The sequence below is a fragment of the Nonomuraea turcica genome (genome assembly GCF_030718205.1).
Lineage (GTDB): Bacteria > Actinomycetota > Actinomycetes > Streptosporangiales > Streptosporangiaceae > Nonomuraea.
In genome coordinates this window covers 35,842-49,696 of sequence record NZ_JAUZQF010000040.1, presented here as the reverse complement: position 1 = coordinate 49,696, position 13,855 = coordinate 35,842, and the positions used below count along the sequence as shown (strand labels likewise).

Below are 13,855 nucleotides of genomic sequence, written 5' to 3'. Positions count from 1 at the left end.
CAGTCCGGTTCGTGGACGAATCGAAAATTACCGGACCGCAGTCCGGTTCGTCAAGCATGCCTCTGGAGCTGCTGCGGGCCCGACCACCCAAAGAGCGCGCGGACGCGGCACGCAACAGGGAGAAAGTGCTCGCCGCCGCCGCGGCGCTCTTCGCGGACAAGGGCGTGGAGGCGGTGTCCATGGATGCGATCGCCGCGGCGGCGGGGGTGGGCAAGGGCACGCTCTTCCGCAGGTTCGGCGACAAGTCGGGGCTGGCCGTGGCACTCCTGGACGACCGCGAACGCGACCTCCAGCAGCGCATCCTGTCGGGCCCGCCGCCGCTCGGCCCCGGCGCGCCCGCCCGCGAGCGGCTGACCGCCTTCGTCGCCGCCTACCTGCGCTATCTCTTCGACCACCTGGACCTGGTCCGGATGTCGGAGACCGCCAGCCCGGGCGCGCGTTACCGCATCGGCGCCTACCGGTTCTGGCACCGGCACGTGGCCATCCTGCTGGCGGAGTCCCGCCCCGGCGCCGACGCCGACGTCCTGGCGCACGCGTTGCTGGCCGCCGTGGGGGCCGAGGCGGCAGGCGTGCTGAAAGCCGACTACGGCCAGGACCGGGCGGTGCGGGGCATCACCGACCTGGCCCTGGCCGTGGCGAGTCCGGACTGACGGGTGTCAGGCGGAGGCGGCGCTCACGCGGCGGCGCGCCTCCGGGACGATGAGAGGGGTGTCGGACTGCGGGTCGGGGATGATCTCGCAGCGCAGGTCGAACACCTCCTGCACCAGCTCAGGGGTGACGATCTCGGCGGGATCGCCCTCGGCCACGATCGTCCCGGCACGCATCACGATCAGGTGAGTGGCGTACCTGCACGCCTGGTTCAGGTCGTGCAGCACCGCCACCATGGTCCGCCCCGCCTCGTGGAGGTCCGCGCACAGATCGAGGACCTCGATCTGGTGGGAGATGTCCAGGAACGTGGTCGGCTCGTCCAGCAGCAGGATCGGCGTCTCCTGCGCCAGCGCCATGGCCAGCCACACCCGCTGCCGCTGCCCGCCGGACAGCTCGTCCACGATCCGGTCGGCCAGCTCGGCCACGTCGGTGGAGCGCATGGCCTCGATCACGGCCGCCTCGTCGGCCCGCGACCACTGCCGCATGAGGCGCTGGTGCGGATACCGGCCACGGGCCACCAGGTCCGCGACGGTGATCCCGTCCGGCACGATCGAGCTCTGCGGCAGCAGGCCGAGCCGTCGCGCCACCTCTTTCGACGGCAGCGAGGTGATGACGCTCCCGTCCAGGTGCACGGCCCCGGTCTTGGGCTTGAGCATCCTGGCCAGGGCCCGCAGCAGGGTGGACTTGCCGCACGCGTTCGGGCCGATGATCACGGTGAACGACTCGTCGGGGATCGCCACGCTCAGGTCCGTGGCCACGACACGCTGGTCGTAGGCGAGGGTCAGGCCGGTGCCGGACAGACGCGCATCGGGCATCAGTGGCGGTCCTTTCGCAGGAGCAGGGCGAGGTACGTGCCCCCGATGGCGGCGGTCAGCACGCCGACGGGCAGCTGGGTGGGGGCGAGCAGCCGCTGTGCCGCCAGGTCGGCGCCCGTCAGCAGCACGGCCCCCATCAGCGCCGAGGCGCCCATCGTGACGCCGGGGGAGCGGGTGAGCCGCCGGGCCAGCTGGGGCGCGGCGAGCGCGACGAAGATCACGGGGCCGGCGGCGGCGGTGGCCACGCCGGACAGCAGCACGCCGGCCGTGATGGCCACCGCGCGGACCGGCTCGACCCTGATGCCCATGGCCTTGGCCGCGTCGTCGCCCATCTCGATCATCCGCATGGGCCGCGCCAGATACAGGCACACGGGAACCAGCAGAGCCACCGCCAGCGCGACCGGTAGCGCGTGGTCCCAGCCGCGCCCGCTCAGGCTGCCGGTGAGCCACGCGCCCGCGGTGGCCGCGTCGTTGATGTTCGCCCTGGTCAGCAGGTACGAGTTGACCGCCAGCAAGAGCGCGTTCGCCCCGATGCCGACGAGGACCAGCCGGTAGCCCTGCACGCCGCCGCGGAAGGCCAGCGCGTACACGAGCACGGCCGTGACGACGCACCCCGCCAGCGCGCCGCCGGCGATCGTCATGGCCGAGCCGCCCGCAACCACGGCGATGATGCCGCCCGTCGAGGCCCCGGCGGTGAAGCCGATGAAGTCGGGGCTGCCCAGAGGGTTCCTGGTGAGGCTCTGGAAGATCGCGCCGCTCATCCCGAACGCCGCGCCGACCAGCAGCCCCGTCACCACACGCGGCGCGCGCAGCTTGCTCACGATCAGCTCGGCGACCGGTGTGCCCTGGCCGAAGAGCGCGGTGATGATGTCGGGCACGGGCACGGTGAACTCGCCCGTCGAGATCGCGGCCACGGCCACCACACAGGCGACCAGCAGGAGGGCGGCGGTGACGAGCAGGGCGCGGGGCGCCAGCCGTACGGAATAGGGGCCGACCCGGACGTTCACAGCGCCGCCACCCGCTTCCGCCTGGCCAGCATGATGAAGATCGGCGCGCCGATCACCGCCCACACGATCCCCACCTGCACCTCTCCCGGGCGGGCGATGAGGCGGCCCACCACGTCGGCCCCCAGTAGCAGCACCGGCGCGGCCACCGCCGAGTACGGCAACACCCACCGCTGGTCGGGCCCCACCAGCGCGCGCACCGCATGCGGCACGATCAGCCCCACGAACCACAGCGGCCCGGCCGCGGCGGTGGCCGCCCCGCAGAGCAGCGTGACCGCCACTCCGGTGAGCGCCCTGGTGCGGCCCACGGCCACGCCCAGCGCCTTGCCCGCGTCGTCGCCGAGCGCCAGCATGTTGAGCGGCCTGGCCAGCGACAGTCCGAGCACCAGCCCGGCGACCATGAACGGGGCCAGCCGCACCAGCGTGTCGGCCGTCTGCCCGGCCAGCGACCCGGTCAGCCAGAACCGCATCCGGTCGAAGGTCTGCGAGTCCATCCGCAGGATCGCCGAGGCGATGGCCGTGGCCACCATGCCGAGCGCGACGCCCGCGAGCGTGAGACGTACCGGGCTGGAGCCCGAGCGGCCCGCCGAGGCGAGCGAGTAGACCATCACGGAGGCCAGCGCGGCCCCGCCGAACGCGAACCACACGTAGACGGCGGGATCGGTGAGCCCGAACAGGCCGAGCGCCAGCGTGACGCCCAGCGCCGCGCCCTCGTTGATGCCCAGCAGCCCGGGGTCGGCGAGGGGGTTGCGGGTCAGGCTCTGCATGAGCGCCCCGGCCAGGCCCAGCGTGGCGCCCACACCGAGCCCGAGCAGCGTACGCGGCACGCGCAGCTCCCGGATGACCGTGTGGTCGTTCGAGCCGTCCGGCGCCAGGAAGGCGTCGATCACCGTGGCGAACGGCACGGACCGGGCGCCGAGCGCCACGCTGGCCATCGCCATCAGGGCCAGCACCGCCAGGGCGGCGACGAGTCCGATCGCCAGCACCCCGGGACGCGCCCACGCCGGTCTCTTCGCGGACTCGGCCGCCTCCTCGGCCGCCTGGTCCATGGTCACCGCCGGGCGCACCCGAACCCCTCTCGTCGCAGTCAAACTTAGGCAAGGCTAATCTAATGGGCTTGTAGCAAGGCAAGCCTAACCTTAGGAGATGACCATGTCGGGACCGGTACTGGCACGCAGGGGCTTCCTGTCGGCCACGGCAGGACTCGCGGCGGCCGTGACGCTGGCGGCGTGCGGCGACGACGGTGGCACACAAGCGCAGCCCACCACGGCCGGTTCCTCCGCCCCCGCGGCCCAGGCCTGGTCGTTCACCGATGACCGCGACAAGAAGATCGACCAGCCCAAGGTCCCCTCCAGGATCGTGGCCCAGGTCGGCGCGGCCGCCGCGCTGTGGGACTTCGGCGTGCGCCCCATCGCGGTGTTCGGCCCCCACAAGCTCAAGGACGGCAGCAAGGACCCGCAGGTCGGCAACGTCGACATCACCAAGGTCCAGGGCCTGGGCAACGTGTGGGACGAGTTCAACGTCGAGCAGTACATCGCGCTCCAGCCGGACCTCCTGGTCAGCAGCATGTACATCAAGGGCACCCTCTGGTACGTGCCCGAGAAGTCCAAGGACACCATCGAGCAGGTCGCCCCGACCGCCGGCATCATGCTCACCGGCAAGAGTGCCACCCAGGTGATCTCCAAGTACGAGGAGCTCGCCACGTCCCTCGGCGCCGACCTGCAGGGCGTGCCCGAGGCCAAGGCCCGCATGGAGGCCGCCACCAAGGAGCTCGCCCAGTTCAAGGACCTCAAGATCCTCATGGCGTCGGGCGGCGCGGACGCCTTCTGGGTGGTCAACCCGCCCGAGTATCCGGACATCGTCCACCTCACCGAGGCCGGGCTGAACGTGGTCACCCCGTCCAAGGTGGACGAGGGCGGCTTCTTCCAGACGCTGAGCTGGGAGAACGCCGACGAGTACGCGGCCGACGTCATCCTCTACGACACCCGCACCCAGGCGCTCAAGCCTGAGGAGATGATGAAGAAGCCCACCTTCGCCAAGCTCCCCGCCGTCAAGGCCGGCCAGCTCTACCCGTGGAACGCCGAGGCGCCCTACAGCTATCAGGGGTACGCGGACTTCCTCGAGGCCCTCGTGGCGAACCTGAAGAAGGCTAAAAAGCTCCTCTGACCTCGACGATCTCGGCGAGGGGGAACTCCAGGTAGTCGCCCGCCTCCTCGCACCAGGCGTCGAGCGCGCCGCCGTTGAGCTCGCCGTGGCTGATCGTGGCGGTCAGCCCGTCGGTGAGCGTGATGCCGGCCCGCACGCCCCGGTCCACCACGAAGCCCAGCAGCGACTGCTGTGCCGTCGGCAGCCTGGTCGCCATCCTGCCGATGATCGCCCAGGTGCGGCCGCTCTTGTCGGCCTCGGCCCGGCTGGCGGCGATCAGCCGGCGGGCGTGCTCGCCCGGGTCGGGCGGCGGCTCGGCCAGCAGGTGAGCCGGCGCCTCCAACCCACCTAGGCCGGGAAGCTCGGCCACCTGGCCGCCGGGCAGCAGGATCAGCTTGCCGTTGATCGGCTCCTCGCGCTCGGCGAGCTCCGTGGCCCTGACCCGGTGGATGGTGATCTCGCCGGTGTCGGAGACGGGCACCGGCGCGTAGCCGGCCTCCCGGAGTGCGGACAGCGTGCGCTCGGCCTCGGCCGAGCTCACCAGCACGGTGGGGGCCAGCAGGCGCAGGCCGAGCCGGCCCAGCCGCCGGTGTGCGGCGATCTCGGCGAGCAGCGCGGGGTCGCCGGCCTGGATGACGCAGCCGACCGTGGTGACCGTCACCTCACCGTGCCGCCGCGCGGTGTCGCGCACGAGATATTCGAGCGGCTGCGGGATCGCACCCACCGCAGCCAGCTCGTCGAGCAGGTCGTCGGCCTCGTAACCGCGGTCGAGCGCCCGGCGCACGCTCTCGGCGGTGAAACGCCACACCGAGGCGGCACCCCGCGACTCGCGCTCGGCGACCCGGTCCAGCAGCGCCGCCAGCTCCGCCGACGGCGGGCCGGTCACCACCGCCGTCAGGTCAGGGCCGAACAACGCGCTCCTGCGCACGCTCGCCAGCGCCCGCGTGGACACCTCGACCAGCACGGGATCGTGCTCGACCATGGGCACGGCCTCGTCGTTCTCGTCCCCGGGCTGGGCCGTGAGACCCGCCAGCCCCCGGCCGAGATCGGTCAGCGCGTCGTTGGCCACCAGCCCGAGCAGCCTGGCCTCGTCCAGCACCGGCGGCGCGCAGTCCAGCAGCAGCTGACGGTCGATCAGCGGCGCGTGCCAGTGGACGCTCGCGATGAGGCTGTCGCGATCGGCGAACGCCGTGCCGGCGGGCAGGCAGGCCAGCACCGGCAACACCGACCGGCGCACCCGGGCCACGGCGCTGCCCGCGGGGTCGTCGCCGAGCACGGTGCCGTACTTGCCGTCGATCTTGCGGAGCGATGAGCGCTCCATGCGCCACCACGCCGACAGCAGCACACGCAGCCGGGCCGCGCCCTCGTCCAGCCGCCAGCGATCGAAGCGCTCAGTGGGCACCAGACCGCCGGCGGGCTCGTCCCAGGCCAGCAGTCTGGCCACCGCGCAGATCTCCAGCAGCAGGCGGGTCTCGTCCTCGTCGCAGCCGGTCTCCTTGGCCACCCTGCGGATCTCGCGCACGCCCACGCCGCCGGTCTTCAGCAGCGGCAGGGGCGTCTTGGAGGTGTTGTCGAGCAGGGCCGCGCACCGCTCGACCACGTGCGGCGCGGCCAGCGTCATCAGGTGGTCGACCTCTTCGGGATCGACCGGGATCGTGGCGACCTCGGGCGCCGCGGGCACGAACGGCGGGTGGTAGCCGGGGCCGCGCAGGCAGATGGCCACCTCGCGGGGGATCTCGGCCACATGCCAGCTGGGACGGAAGAGCATGCCGTGGTCGGCGCACCACTTTTCCGGCGTGCCGGGCATGACGAACCTGCCGCCGTCCACGGGCAGCGCGGGCCCTTCCCAGGCGAACCGGTCGAGCAGCGCGGCGGTGCCGTCGGGGGCGCCCTGGATCAGCGCCTTGATCCGCTCGGCGTCGCCGAGCGTCTCGGCCACGCGGGCGATCGTGCGGCGTTTGTGGCCCTGGGCGGGCAGGCCGAGGTTACGGGCGAGCGCGCGCAGCGCGTCGTTGCTGATCGTCCAGGAGTTGAGGTAGTGGTCGAGCGGCTCGCCGAGGCCGAGCGGCGCCGCCCACCAGCGCGTGACGCCCTCCGCCAGGTGGATCACGCCGTCCTCGCCCGGCCAGGCCAGCGCGTGGTCATAGAGGTGCTCGAGCCAGCCGATCACGTCATCGGCCGGCGCGTCGACGAAGGCGGCAAGCCGCTCTGCGGTGGGCTCGCGCAGGGCCAGCGCCGCCTCGGCCAGCTGCAGGCAGGGCAGCGGCAGCCGCTGCAGCGTCTCCATCACGGCGAAGCCGTTGCCGAGGCGCTGGGCGAGCGTGTCGAGCCGCCGCGGCCACGGCGCCGCGATGGCGTCGGGCCTGTTCGCCAGGATGCGGGCAAGCCTGTCTTCGTCTAGTGTTCGCAGCCAGCCGAGCAGGTGATCTTCCATCCGTCAGCACTCTCATGGGGTCGCACGCGGGACTCACCGTGAGCCATGACCATCCACGGTAATGCAGACCACCTCCGGTCAGGAGAGGACTGCCCAGACGATCTTCCCTTGAGGTGTCAGCGCCGACCAGCCCCAGCGGTGGCTGAGTGATTCGACGATGTGGAGTCCGAGGCCACCGGTGTCCAGGGGCCCAGGGTAGCGCAGCACCGGCACCGAGGAGCCTGGATCGGTGAAGGCGCAGGTCACCAGTGGTCCCTGGCGGACGAGCGACATGTGGACGGGGCAGTCGCGCGGCGAGCCGGTCAGGCGCAGGCCGTGGCGCAACGCGTTGGTCGCCAGCTCGGAGACCACCAGCTCCATGTTCTCGATCAGCTCGGAGAGCCCCCATCCCGTCAGGGCGCCGACGGTGAAGCTGCGGGCGGAGTGGACCGAGGACGGGGTGGGCGGGAGCACGAAGGTGGCGCTCGCGTAAGGCCCGGGGACCAGCAGATCGCGTGCCGCCTCCGGCCACCAGCCGAGCGGGGGCCACCAATCGAACGTGGTCCACTGGCCGGGCGGCGCCGTGGTGGATTGCACGGTGATCATTGTGCGGCAAACTCTCGTGCAGGTGCAAGAGCGAATGCACGTGCAGACAATCCGTGCACACGCTACGGTAGCCATCAAATGGTCAATATGGGGGAAAGGGGATCTTGCCCGCGGCCATGATCTTTCGGCCGTGAAGTGACAGACTGTGTCGCGAGGAAACGACCAAGGAGCAGCACGTGTCCATTGATCCGCCCGGTTCCGGCTCGACCGTTCGGCGCATCATGCTGGGGGCGAGCCTGAGGCGCCTGCGTGAAGCCAGCGGGCTTGACCGGGCACAGGCCGGATTCCACATCCGGGCGTCCGAGTCCAAGATCAGTCGTATGGAGCTCGGCCGTGTCGGATTCAAGACACGTGACGTGGAAGACCTTCTCACCCTGTACGGCGTCGTCGACGACGCCGACCGCCGAGCTCTGCTGGAGATGGTTCGCGAGGCCAACACCCCCGGGTGGTGGCACAAGTATTCGGCCGAGCTGCCCGCGTGGTTCACCACTTACGTGGGCCTGGAGGAGGCCGCGAGTGTGATCCGCACCTATGAGGTGCAGTTCGTGCCGGGCCTGCTGCAGACGGCCTCGTACGCGCGATCGGTCTTTCAGCTGGGCCACCCCGATGCGGGTTCCGACAGAATCGAACGCCGCGTGCACCTGCGCATGCAGCGTCAGGAGCGCTTCAGCCAGAAGGACGGACCCCGGCTGTGGGCCGTCATCGACGAGGCGGCGCTCATGCGGACCATCGGCGGACGGGAGGTCATGCGCGAGCAGCTCCAGCATCTGCTGGAGGTCGCTGCCCTGCCCAACATCACCATTCAGGTGATGCCCTTCAGATTCGGCAAGCACGCCGCTGAGGGGGGTGCGTTCAGCATCTTGCGGTTTCCCGAGTCCGACTTGTCGGACGTTGTCTACGTCGAGCAACTCTGGGGTGCCCTGTACCTGGACAAGCGTGAGGACGTCGATCCGTACCTCACGGCCATGGAGCAGCTGTGCGTGGAAAGCACCACGCCAGGGGGCACCGTCGAGCTCATCGGCGGTCTTCTCAGAAAGATTTAGATGAACCAGACCTACAACGGCATGCCGGCGACCGATCTGACGCAGGTCGCCTGGCGCAAGAGCCGCTACAGCAACTCGCAGGGCAACTGCGTGGAGCTCGCGCAGCTGCCCGACGGCGCCATCGCGGTGCGCAACTCGCGCTTCCCCGACGGCCCTGCCCTCATCTACACACGCGACGAGATCCGGGCCCTAGTGCTCGGCGTGAAGGACGGAGAATTCGACGGCCTCCTCGTGTAACACCGTGTTAACCTCCGGCGTGCCTGCTTAACGGGGGTGCGCCGGAGGCGTAACCGCCCGGCCTCGTCCCCAGGTCAGGATTCAGGTCATGCTCGACCAGATGACCCTGTATCCGATCGCCGACGACGTGCTGTTCGCGCCGGGCGGCAAGGTCGTGATTCGCACTTATGGCGTGGCGCCCACGACGACGGGCGCCTCCGTCTCCTATCGGACGTGGGTGACCGGCATCCGCGACCAACCGCGCTACTGGCACTGGGGCCACTTCGAAGACGCCACCTCGGGGCACCGCAGGGTGCTGGAGTGGCTCACGGGCCGAGGGCCGCAGCCTTCCCAAGCGCTGGCCTGATCGCTATCCTCATGCCAAGCAACCGCTTGGTAGAGGAGGCGTGGTGCGGCGCGCGATCCACCTGCTCGAGGAGGTCGATTTCAGGCCGATGAACTCCAGACGGCCGCTGGAGTATCTGACCTGGCTGACCACGTACAAACGCGAGGACGAGACCCGCACCGCTCCCGAGCTCACCTCCGGCACCTCCATCAGGTCCCGCGAGATCGACCTCGTCGGCGCCTTCTACGCCGTCGGCATCACCGGCCACCCGCAGTTCAAAGCCGTCACGCTGTGGGACTGCCACGGCGGGTGGGAGGGCGGCTGGCGGCAGATGATGGAGATCTACCAAGGGGTCGACGCCAAACTGTTCCTGTCCGACATCGACGACCTGCGATTCTCCGCGTTCTCCCGGCCGCTCGGCGCCGTGCCCGGCTGCCCGCCGCTGGCCGAGGCGCCCGCCGCCGAGCTCTACCTCTTCGAGAGCGCCCGGGTCCGCCCCGGGGCCGCGCTCGACTACCTCGCCGCCGTACGCGCCGAGCGCGCCCCGCTGCTCGCCGAGCACGGCCACAGCCTGGTCGGCCTGTACGAGGTGCTGTTCTGCGACACCGAGGCGGTCACCCTGTGGGCCGTCTCGCTTGACGACCACCTGGCCACGCAGCGTGCCCGCGACGCCGCCCTCGGCCTCGACGATGAGGTCGCGCCCGATTCCCGGCTGCTGGACTGGGGAAAACGGGCTCGCGACTACCTTGACGGCCCGTGGCGTGAGACGCTTCTGGCACCGTTCCCCGGCTGTCGCCTGGCGCCCGGGGAGCTGCCGGGTTAGCGTCGGCTGCGGAGGTGGCCATGACGGATTCATACCTCTACAACGGACAGAGTCCCGACGATCACGTCGCGTCGTGTCCTGAGTGCAGCGCGGCCATCACGCTGCTCGACCGACCGGACACCGCGCTCGCGCCGCCACCCACGTTACGCGAGGCGGTGTTGTCCAAGGCACGCCGCCGCCGCAGCCCGGCTCTGGTAGGGGTGGCGTCCGTGGCGGTGCCGTACGCCGAGCAGGTCGCGATCATGGACGACCTGCTGGCCGAGCTGAGCCTGGCCCAATGGGAGGCCCCGGTCGCCAAGCACGGCACGATCAGGGGCATGGTCGAGCATCTGGCGGCCAACGACGCCGCTCTCGCCCACTTCATGGGCGTGCCGGCGGCCGGCGCCGCGACGGTGCACCGGCGCTGGCGCGAGCAGGCGGGCACCCTGCTCGAACGCGTCTCCTCCAGCAACGAGGTCCTGCTCGGCGTCGAGGTGACCCTGGCGGGGGCACGGCCGGCCCGCGCGCCGCTGCGCCAGGCCATGATCCAGCGCACGTTCGAGACCTGGACCCACACCGATGACATCAGGGCCGCCACCGGCGGCTCCACGTCCGCGCCGCGCGACGAGCACGTGCACATGATCGCCGAGTTCGGGCTGGCGCTGCTGCCGCGCGCCGTGACGGGGCCGCGCCGCGACGTGTCGGCGACCTTCATGCTGACCGGGCCCGGCGGCGGCACCTGGACGATCCCGCTCTCGCCTGCCTCCGACCATGTCGCCGTGCTCATCTCGGCCGACGCGGTGGGCTTCTGCCGGCTGCTGGCCAACCGATGGCCACCCGGCTCCTTCCCCTACGCCGCCGAGGGCGACCCCGTCCTCGCCCGCGACCTGATCCGTGCCGCCGCGACGCTGGGGTGCGACTGATGGCGACCGAGCCCGCCTCGCGGAGTGAGGCCAATGAACACTGACATGGAGCTGTGCGCGCGGCTGACGGCCGGTGACCTCGACGCGCTGGCCGACGCCTACGATCAGCACGGTCCGCACGTGTACGGCGTCGCCGCCAAGATCACCGGAAGCCGGCAGTACGCCGAGGAGATCACCCAGAGCGTGTTCGTCGCCCTCTGGGAGCAGCCCCTGTCGTACGACCCGAGCCTCGGCTCGCTGCGCGGCTGGCTGGTCAGCCGCGCGCTGCACGAGTCGGCGCTGCGCTCTAAGGTGAGTTGACCGGGGCGTTCCAGGTCAGCAGCACCGGTTCGGCGTGCTCGAACCCGAGCCGCGAATACGTGCCGGTCTCGAGCTTGAGCAGCCGGCCCTCCGCGGGCCCCAGGCCCAGCCAGCGCGCCGCCAGGACCCGCAGGAAGTGCCCGTGCGCGACCAGCGCCACCCGCCCCTCGGCCGCCCTGGCCCGTGCGATCACCCGGTCGGCGCGGGCGGCCACCTGGGCGGCGCTCTCGCCGGGGTGCTCGGCGTCGCCGGGGATCACGCCGTCGCGCCACAGGTACCAGCCGGGCCGGGTCTCGCGGATCTTCGGCGTGGTGATGCCCTCGTAGCCGCCGTAGTCCCACTCCCACAAGTCCGGATCCACCTCGAAGTCCGTCAGCCCGGCCAGCTCCGCCGTCCGCCTCGCGCGCTGGGCGGGGGAGACCAGCACCAGGTCGAACGACTCCTTGACCAGCGGCGCCAGCGCCCGGGCCTGATCCTCGCCGTGCTCCGTCAAAGGCAGGTCCGTACGTCCGGTGTGCCGGCCCGCCTTGCTCCATTCGGTCTCACCGTGCCGGAGCAGCAGCATCTCATCCATGGACTCCATCATCCGGCACGGTTGACCTCAACCAAGCTTGAGGTAGCAGGGTGGGGGCATGGATGCGATCAGACTGCACACATACGGCCCCGCCGCCAACCTCCGCCTTGAGACCGTTCCCGATCCGGCGCCCGGGCCGGGAGACGCCCGCATGGCCGTCCACGCCGTCGGGCTCCACTTCATCGAGACCCTCATGCGCCAGGGGCAGGCCGTCGGACCGCACCCCGCGCCGCCGCTGCCCGCCGTCCTCGGGACGGAGATCGCCGGCGTGGTGGAGTCCGTGGGCGAGGGGGTGCCCGCCGAGTTCGTGGGACGCCGCGTGGTGACGTCCGGCGTGACTTCGGGAGGGTACGCCTCGCTCGCCGTGGCCCCCGCCTCCTCGCTCACCACGCTGCCGGACCACGTGGACTACGGTCCGGCGGTGGCCATGAACACCACGGGGGCCACCACGTTCGGCCTGCTGGAGCTGGCGCCCTTGAGCCCGTCCGACGTGGTGCTGGCCACGGCCGCGGCCGGCGGCATCGGGACGCTGCTCGTGCAGTACGCGCGCCGGGCCGGCGCCCGCGTGATCGGGGCGGCCGGCGGGCCCGCGAAGGTGGCGCGGGCCGAGGAGCTCGGCGCGGACCTGGCCGTGGACTACCGGCAGCCCGGGTGGGACAAGCTGGTGCGGGAGGCGTTCGGCGAGGTCACCGTGACCTTCGACGGCGTCGGCGACGAGCTCGGGCGCGCGGCGTACGGGCTGCTCGGGCGGGGCGGCCGGTACGTGGTCTTCGGGGCGGCGGCCGGCGAGTGGTTCGTCCCCGGCAAGGAGGACGCCGCGGCGCGGGACGTGACCGTGTACGAGGGGATCGCCTACCTCCTCGGCCGCGACGGGGGTGTGGGCGACCTGGCGGCCCGGGCTCTCGACGCGGTCGCCGACGGGTCGCTCACGCCCGCCGTCCAGGCGTTCCCCCTGGCCCGGGCCGCTGCGGCGCACGAGGCGCTGGAGAGCAGGAACACCATGGGCAAGGTCATCCTCGTGCCGTAGCGAGCTCCGCGACGACGGGGACGAGGGCGGGGAGGTCGCGCTCGTGGTGCACGACAAAGTACGAAATATCGTGCTCATCCCGCCAATAACGGAGTTTGTCGACCATCTCGCGCTGCGTACCGAGGAGCACCTGGGGTGTCTCGTCCAGCGACGAGCTGTCGGCCGCGCTCCACGCCTCCTCCGCCTTCCGCCGGCCCGCCTGGACCACGCTCGTGCCCAGCTCCAGGCGGGCGTAGCGGTCACCGGCGGCCGCGCGGACGTGGCGGAGCTTGCCTAGAAACGCCTCAAGACCGCCGTCCCGCGTGTCGGGCCCGCTGCCGTCCGGCCTCACCCGCATCCCGATGTTGACGACGTCGGCCTGCTCGGCCGCCAGCCGCAACACCCGCGGCCCGCCGCCGCCCAGCACCAGAGGCGGATGCGGCCGCTGCACGGGCTTGGGCTGCTGGTCGAGCCCGTCGATCCGATAGTGGTCACCGCGGAAGTCGAACGCCCCGTCCCCCCAGAGCCCCTTGAGCACCGCGACCGCCTCCCGCAGCCGCTCCACCCGCACCCCGGGCGCCTCCAGCGCCATCCCCCCTCCGGCGTAGTCGCCCGCCATCCAGCCGGTCCCGATCCCGACCTCCAGCCGCCCGCCGGACAGCAGGTCGAGCGTCGCCGCCTCCTTGGCCAGCACCGCCGGGTGCCTGAAGTCGTTGGCGAACACCAGCGTCCCCACCCGCAGCCGGTCGGTGGCGCAGGCGGCCGCGGTCAGCGCCGCGATGGGCCCGAACCGGGGCCCGACCAGGTGATCGGGCACCAGGAGCACATCGAACCCGGCCCCTTCCAGCCGTCTGGCCTTCTCGGCCCACGCCTTCCCGGACTCCGCCTCCCGCACCACAGCCCCGAACCTGAACGGCCGCACGTGTCCTCCTAGGTCGTCAAGCAAGCGCTTGGGGGAAACCTTATGGGGAAAGCCTCCCTGAACGTGCCGTCGCGCTCCCCAGGGCGGAGGTG

General features: G+C 71.5%; 16 protein-coding genes. 9 read left to right on the top strand and 7 right to left on the bottom strand.

Going from position 1 to position 13,855, the window contains the following annotated elements; genetic code table 11:
• Positions 1-11: 11 nt before the first annotated feature.
• On the top strand, positions 12-650 hold the full coding sequence (locus Q9G87_RS55070) for a TetR/AcrR family transcriptional regulator (RefSeq protein WP_305924695.1): 639 nt from the start codon (positions 12-14) through the stop codon (positions 648-650).
• A gap of 6 nt (positions 651-656) precedes the next feature.
• Here Q9G87_RS55070 and Q9G87_RS55065 read toward each other — a convergent pair whose 3' ends face one another.
• From Q9G87_RS55065 to Q9G87_RS55055, 3 genes are read right to left on the bottom strand one after another with little or no spacing between them, the layout of a single operon-like run.
• Positions 657-1,463: an ABC transporter ATP-binding protein gene (locus Q9G87_RS55065; protein WP_305924694.1), complete on the bottom strand. Its 807-nt coding sequence runs from the start codon at positions 1,461-1,463 to the stop codon at positions 657-659.
• Positions 1,463-2,470, bottom strand: coding sequence for a FecCD family ABC transporter permease (locus Q9G87_RS55060; RefSeq protein ID WP_305924693.1), 1,008 nt, complete (start codon positions 2,468-2,470; stop codon positions 1,463-1,465). Before Q9G87_RS55060 ends, Q9G87_RS55065 begins: the two co-directional genes overlap by 1 nt.
• Entirely contained in the window at positions 2,467-3,516 is a 1,050-nt protein-coding gene (locus Q9G87_RS55055) for a FecCD family ABC transporter permease (RefSeq protein ID WP_371825983.1), read from the bottom strand. The genes Q9G87_RS55060 and Q9G87_RS55055 overlap by 4 nt, the downstream gene beginning before the upstream one ends.
• Positions 3,517-3,619: 103 nt before the next feature.
• Between Q9G87_RS55055 and Q9G87_RS55050 the strand changes: the two genes are divergently transcribed.
• Complete coding sequence (locus tag Q9G87_RS55050) at positions 3,620-4,633, top strand: ABC transporter substrate-binding protein (RefSeq protein ID WP_305924691.1); 1,014 nt, start codon at positions 3,620-3,622, stop codon at positions 4,631-4,633.
• Here the strand turns inward: Q9G87_RS55050 and Q9G87_RS55045 are convergent.
• Positions 4,617-7,046 carry a helicase-associated domain-containing protein gene (locus Q9G87_RS55045; RefSeq protein ID WP_305924690.1) on the bottom strand — a complete coding sequence of 810 codons (2,430 nt, stop codon included), beginning with the start codon at positions 7,044-7,046 and terminating at the stop codon, positions 4,617-4,619. The two genes, Q9G87_RS55050 and Q9G87_RS55045, sit on opposite strands and share 17 nt — an antisense overlap.
• Positions 7,047-7,124: 78 nt before the next feature.
• Entirely contained in the window at positions 7,125-7,631 is a 507-nt protein-coding gene (locus Q9G87_RS55040) for an ATP-binding protein (protein ID WP_305924689.1), read from the bottom strand.
• A 221-nt stretch (positions 7,632-7,852) separates the two neighbouring features.
• On the opposite strand from Q9G87_RS55040, the gene Q9G87_RS55035 reads away from it, so the two are divergent.
• The 6 genes from Q9G87_RS55035 to Q9G87_RS55010 all read left to right on the top strand — a co-directional run bounded on the left by Q9G87_RS55035 (position 7,853) and on the right by Q9G87_RS55010 (position 11,261).
• Positions 7,853-8,674, top strand: a complete 822-nt coding sequence (locus Q9G87_RS55035) for a helix-turn-helix domain-containing protein (RefSeq protein WP_305924725.1) — start codon at positions 7,853-7,855, stop codon at positions 8,672-8,674.
• Positions 8,675-8,911: a DUF397 domain-containing protein gene (locus Q9G87_RS55030; RefSeq protein ID WP_305924688.1), complete on the top strand. Its 237-nt coding sequence runs from the start codon at positions 8,675-8,677 to the stop codon at positions 8,909-8,911.
• An 88-nt stretch (positions 8,912-8,999) separates the two neighbouring features.
• Positions 9,000-9,257 (top strand): 3'-5' exonuclease family protein, encoded by a 258-nt coding sequence (locus Q9G87_RS55025; protein WP_305924687.1) that lies wholly within the window; start codon positions 9,000-9,002, stop codon positions 9,255-9,257.
• Between the two features lie 43 nt (positions 9,258-9,300).
• Positions 9,301-10,059: a hypothetical protein gene (locus tag Q9G87_RS55020; RefSeq protein ID WP_305924686.1), complete on the top strand. Its 759-nt coding sequence runs from the start codon at positions 9,301-9,303 to the stop codon at positions 10,057-10,059.
• A gap of 20 nt (positions 10,060-10,079) precedes the next feature.
• Positions 10,080-10,961 carry a maleylpyruvate isomerase mycothiol-dependent enzyme family protein gene (locus Q9G87_RS55015; protein WP_305924685.1) on the top strand — a complete coding sequence of 294 codons (882 nt, stop codon included), beginning with the start codon at positions 10,080-10,082 and terminating at the stop codon, positions 10,959-10,961.
• A gap of 33 nt (positions 10,962-10,994) precedes the next feature.
• Complete coding sequence (locus Q9G87_RS55010) at positions 10,995-11,261, top strand: RNA polymerase sigma factor (RefSeq protein WP_305924684.1); 267 nt, start codon at positions 10,995-10,997, stop codon at positions 11,259-11,261.
• Here Q9G87_RS55010 and Q9G87_RS55005 read toward each other — a convergent pair.
• Positions 11,248-11,835, bottom strand: a complete 588-nt coding sequence (locus Q9G87_RS55005) for a histidine phosphatase family protein (protein ID WP_305924683.1) — start codon at positions 11,833-11,835, stop codon at positions 11,248-11,250. The genes Q9G87_RS55010 and Q9G87_RS55005 overlap by 14 nt on opposite strands.
• 58 nt (positions 11,836-11,893) lie before the next feature.
• Between Q9G87_RS55005 and Q9G87_RS55000 the strand changes: the two genes are divergently transcribed.
• Positions 11,894-12,862 carry a zinc-binding dehydrogenase gene (locus Q9G87_RS55000; RefSeq protein ID WP_305924682.1) on the top strand — a complete coding sequence of 323 codons (969 nt, stop codon included), beginning with the start codon at positions 11,894-11,896 and terminating at the stop codon, positions 12,860-12,862.
• Here the strand turns inward: Q9G87_RS55000 and Q9G87_RS54995 are convergent.
• Positions 12,846-13,763, bottom strand: a complete 918-nt coding sequence (locus Q9G87_RS54995; RefSeq protein ID WP_305924681.1) for a TIGR03621 family F420-dependent LLM class oxidoreductase — start codon at positions 13,761-13,763, stop codon at positions 12,846-12,848. The two genes, Q9G87_RS55000 and Q9G87_RS54995, sit on opposite strands and share 17 nt — an antisense overlap.
• Positions 13,764-13,855: the final 92 nt, after the last annotated feature.

What these genes read in the sequence shown, in the direction of transcription:
- Q9G87_RS55065 (WP_305924694.1), bottom strand. Translation starts at nt 1,463, where the DNA reads ATGCCCGATGCGCGTCTGTCCGGCACCGGCCTGACCCTCGCCTACGAC.
- Q9G87_RS55055 (WP_371825983.1), bottom strand. Translation starts at nt 3,516, where the DNA reads ATGGACCAGGCGGCCGAGGAGGCGGCCGAGTCCGCGAAGAGACCGGCG.
- Q9G87_RS55050 (WP_305924691.1), top strand. Translation starts at nt 3,620, where the DNA reads ATGTCGGGACCGGTACTGGCACGCAGGGGCTTCCTGTCGGCCACGGCA.
- Q9G87_RS55045 (WP_305924690.1), bottom strand. Translation starts at nt 7,046, where the DNA reads ATGGAAGATCACCTGCTCGGCTGGCTGCGAACACTAGACGAAGACAGG.
- Q9G87_RS55040 (WP_305924689.1), bottom strand. Translation starts at nt 7,631, where the DNA reads ATGATCACCGTGCAATCCACCACGGCGCCGCCCGGCCAGTGGACCACG.
- Q9G87_RS55035 (WP_305924725.1), top strand. Translation starts at nt 7,853, where the DNA reads ATGCTGGGGGCGAGCCTGAGGCGCCTGCGTGAAGCCAGCGGGCTTGAC.
- Q9G87_RS55030 (WP_305924688.1), top strand. Translation starts at nt 8,675, where the DNA reads ATGAACCAGACCTACAACGGCATGCCGGCGACCGATCTGACGCAGGTC.
- Q9G87_RS55025 (WP_305924687.1), top strand. Translation starts at nt 9,000, where the DNA reads ATGCTCGACCAGATGACCCTGTATCCGATCGCCGACGACGTGCTGTTC.
- Q9G87_RS55015 (WP_305924685.1), top strand. Translation starts at nt 10,080, where the DNA reads ATGACGGATTCATACCTCTACAACGGACAGAGTCCCGACGATCACGTC.
- Q9G87_RS55010 (WP_305924684.1), top strand. Translation starts at nt 10,995, where the DNA reads ATGAACACTGACATGGAGCTGTGCGCGCGGCTGACGGCCGGTGACCTC.
- Q9G87_RS55005 (WP_305924683.1), bottom strand. Translation starts at nt 11,835, where the DNA reads ATGGATGAGATGCTGCTGCTCCGGCACGGTGAGACCGAATGGAGCAAG.
- Q9G87_RS55000 (WP_305924682.1), top strand. Translation starts at nt 11,894, where the DNA reads ATGGATGCGATCAGACTGCACACATACGGCCCCGCCGCCAACCTCCGC.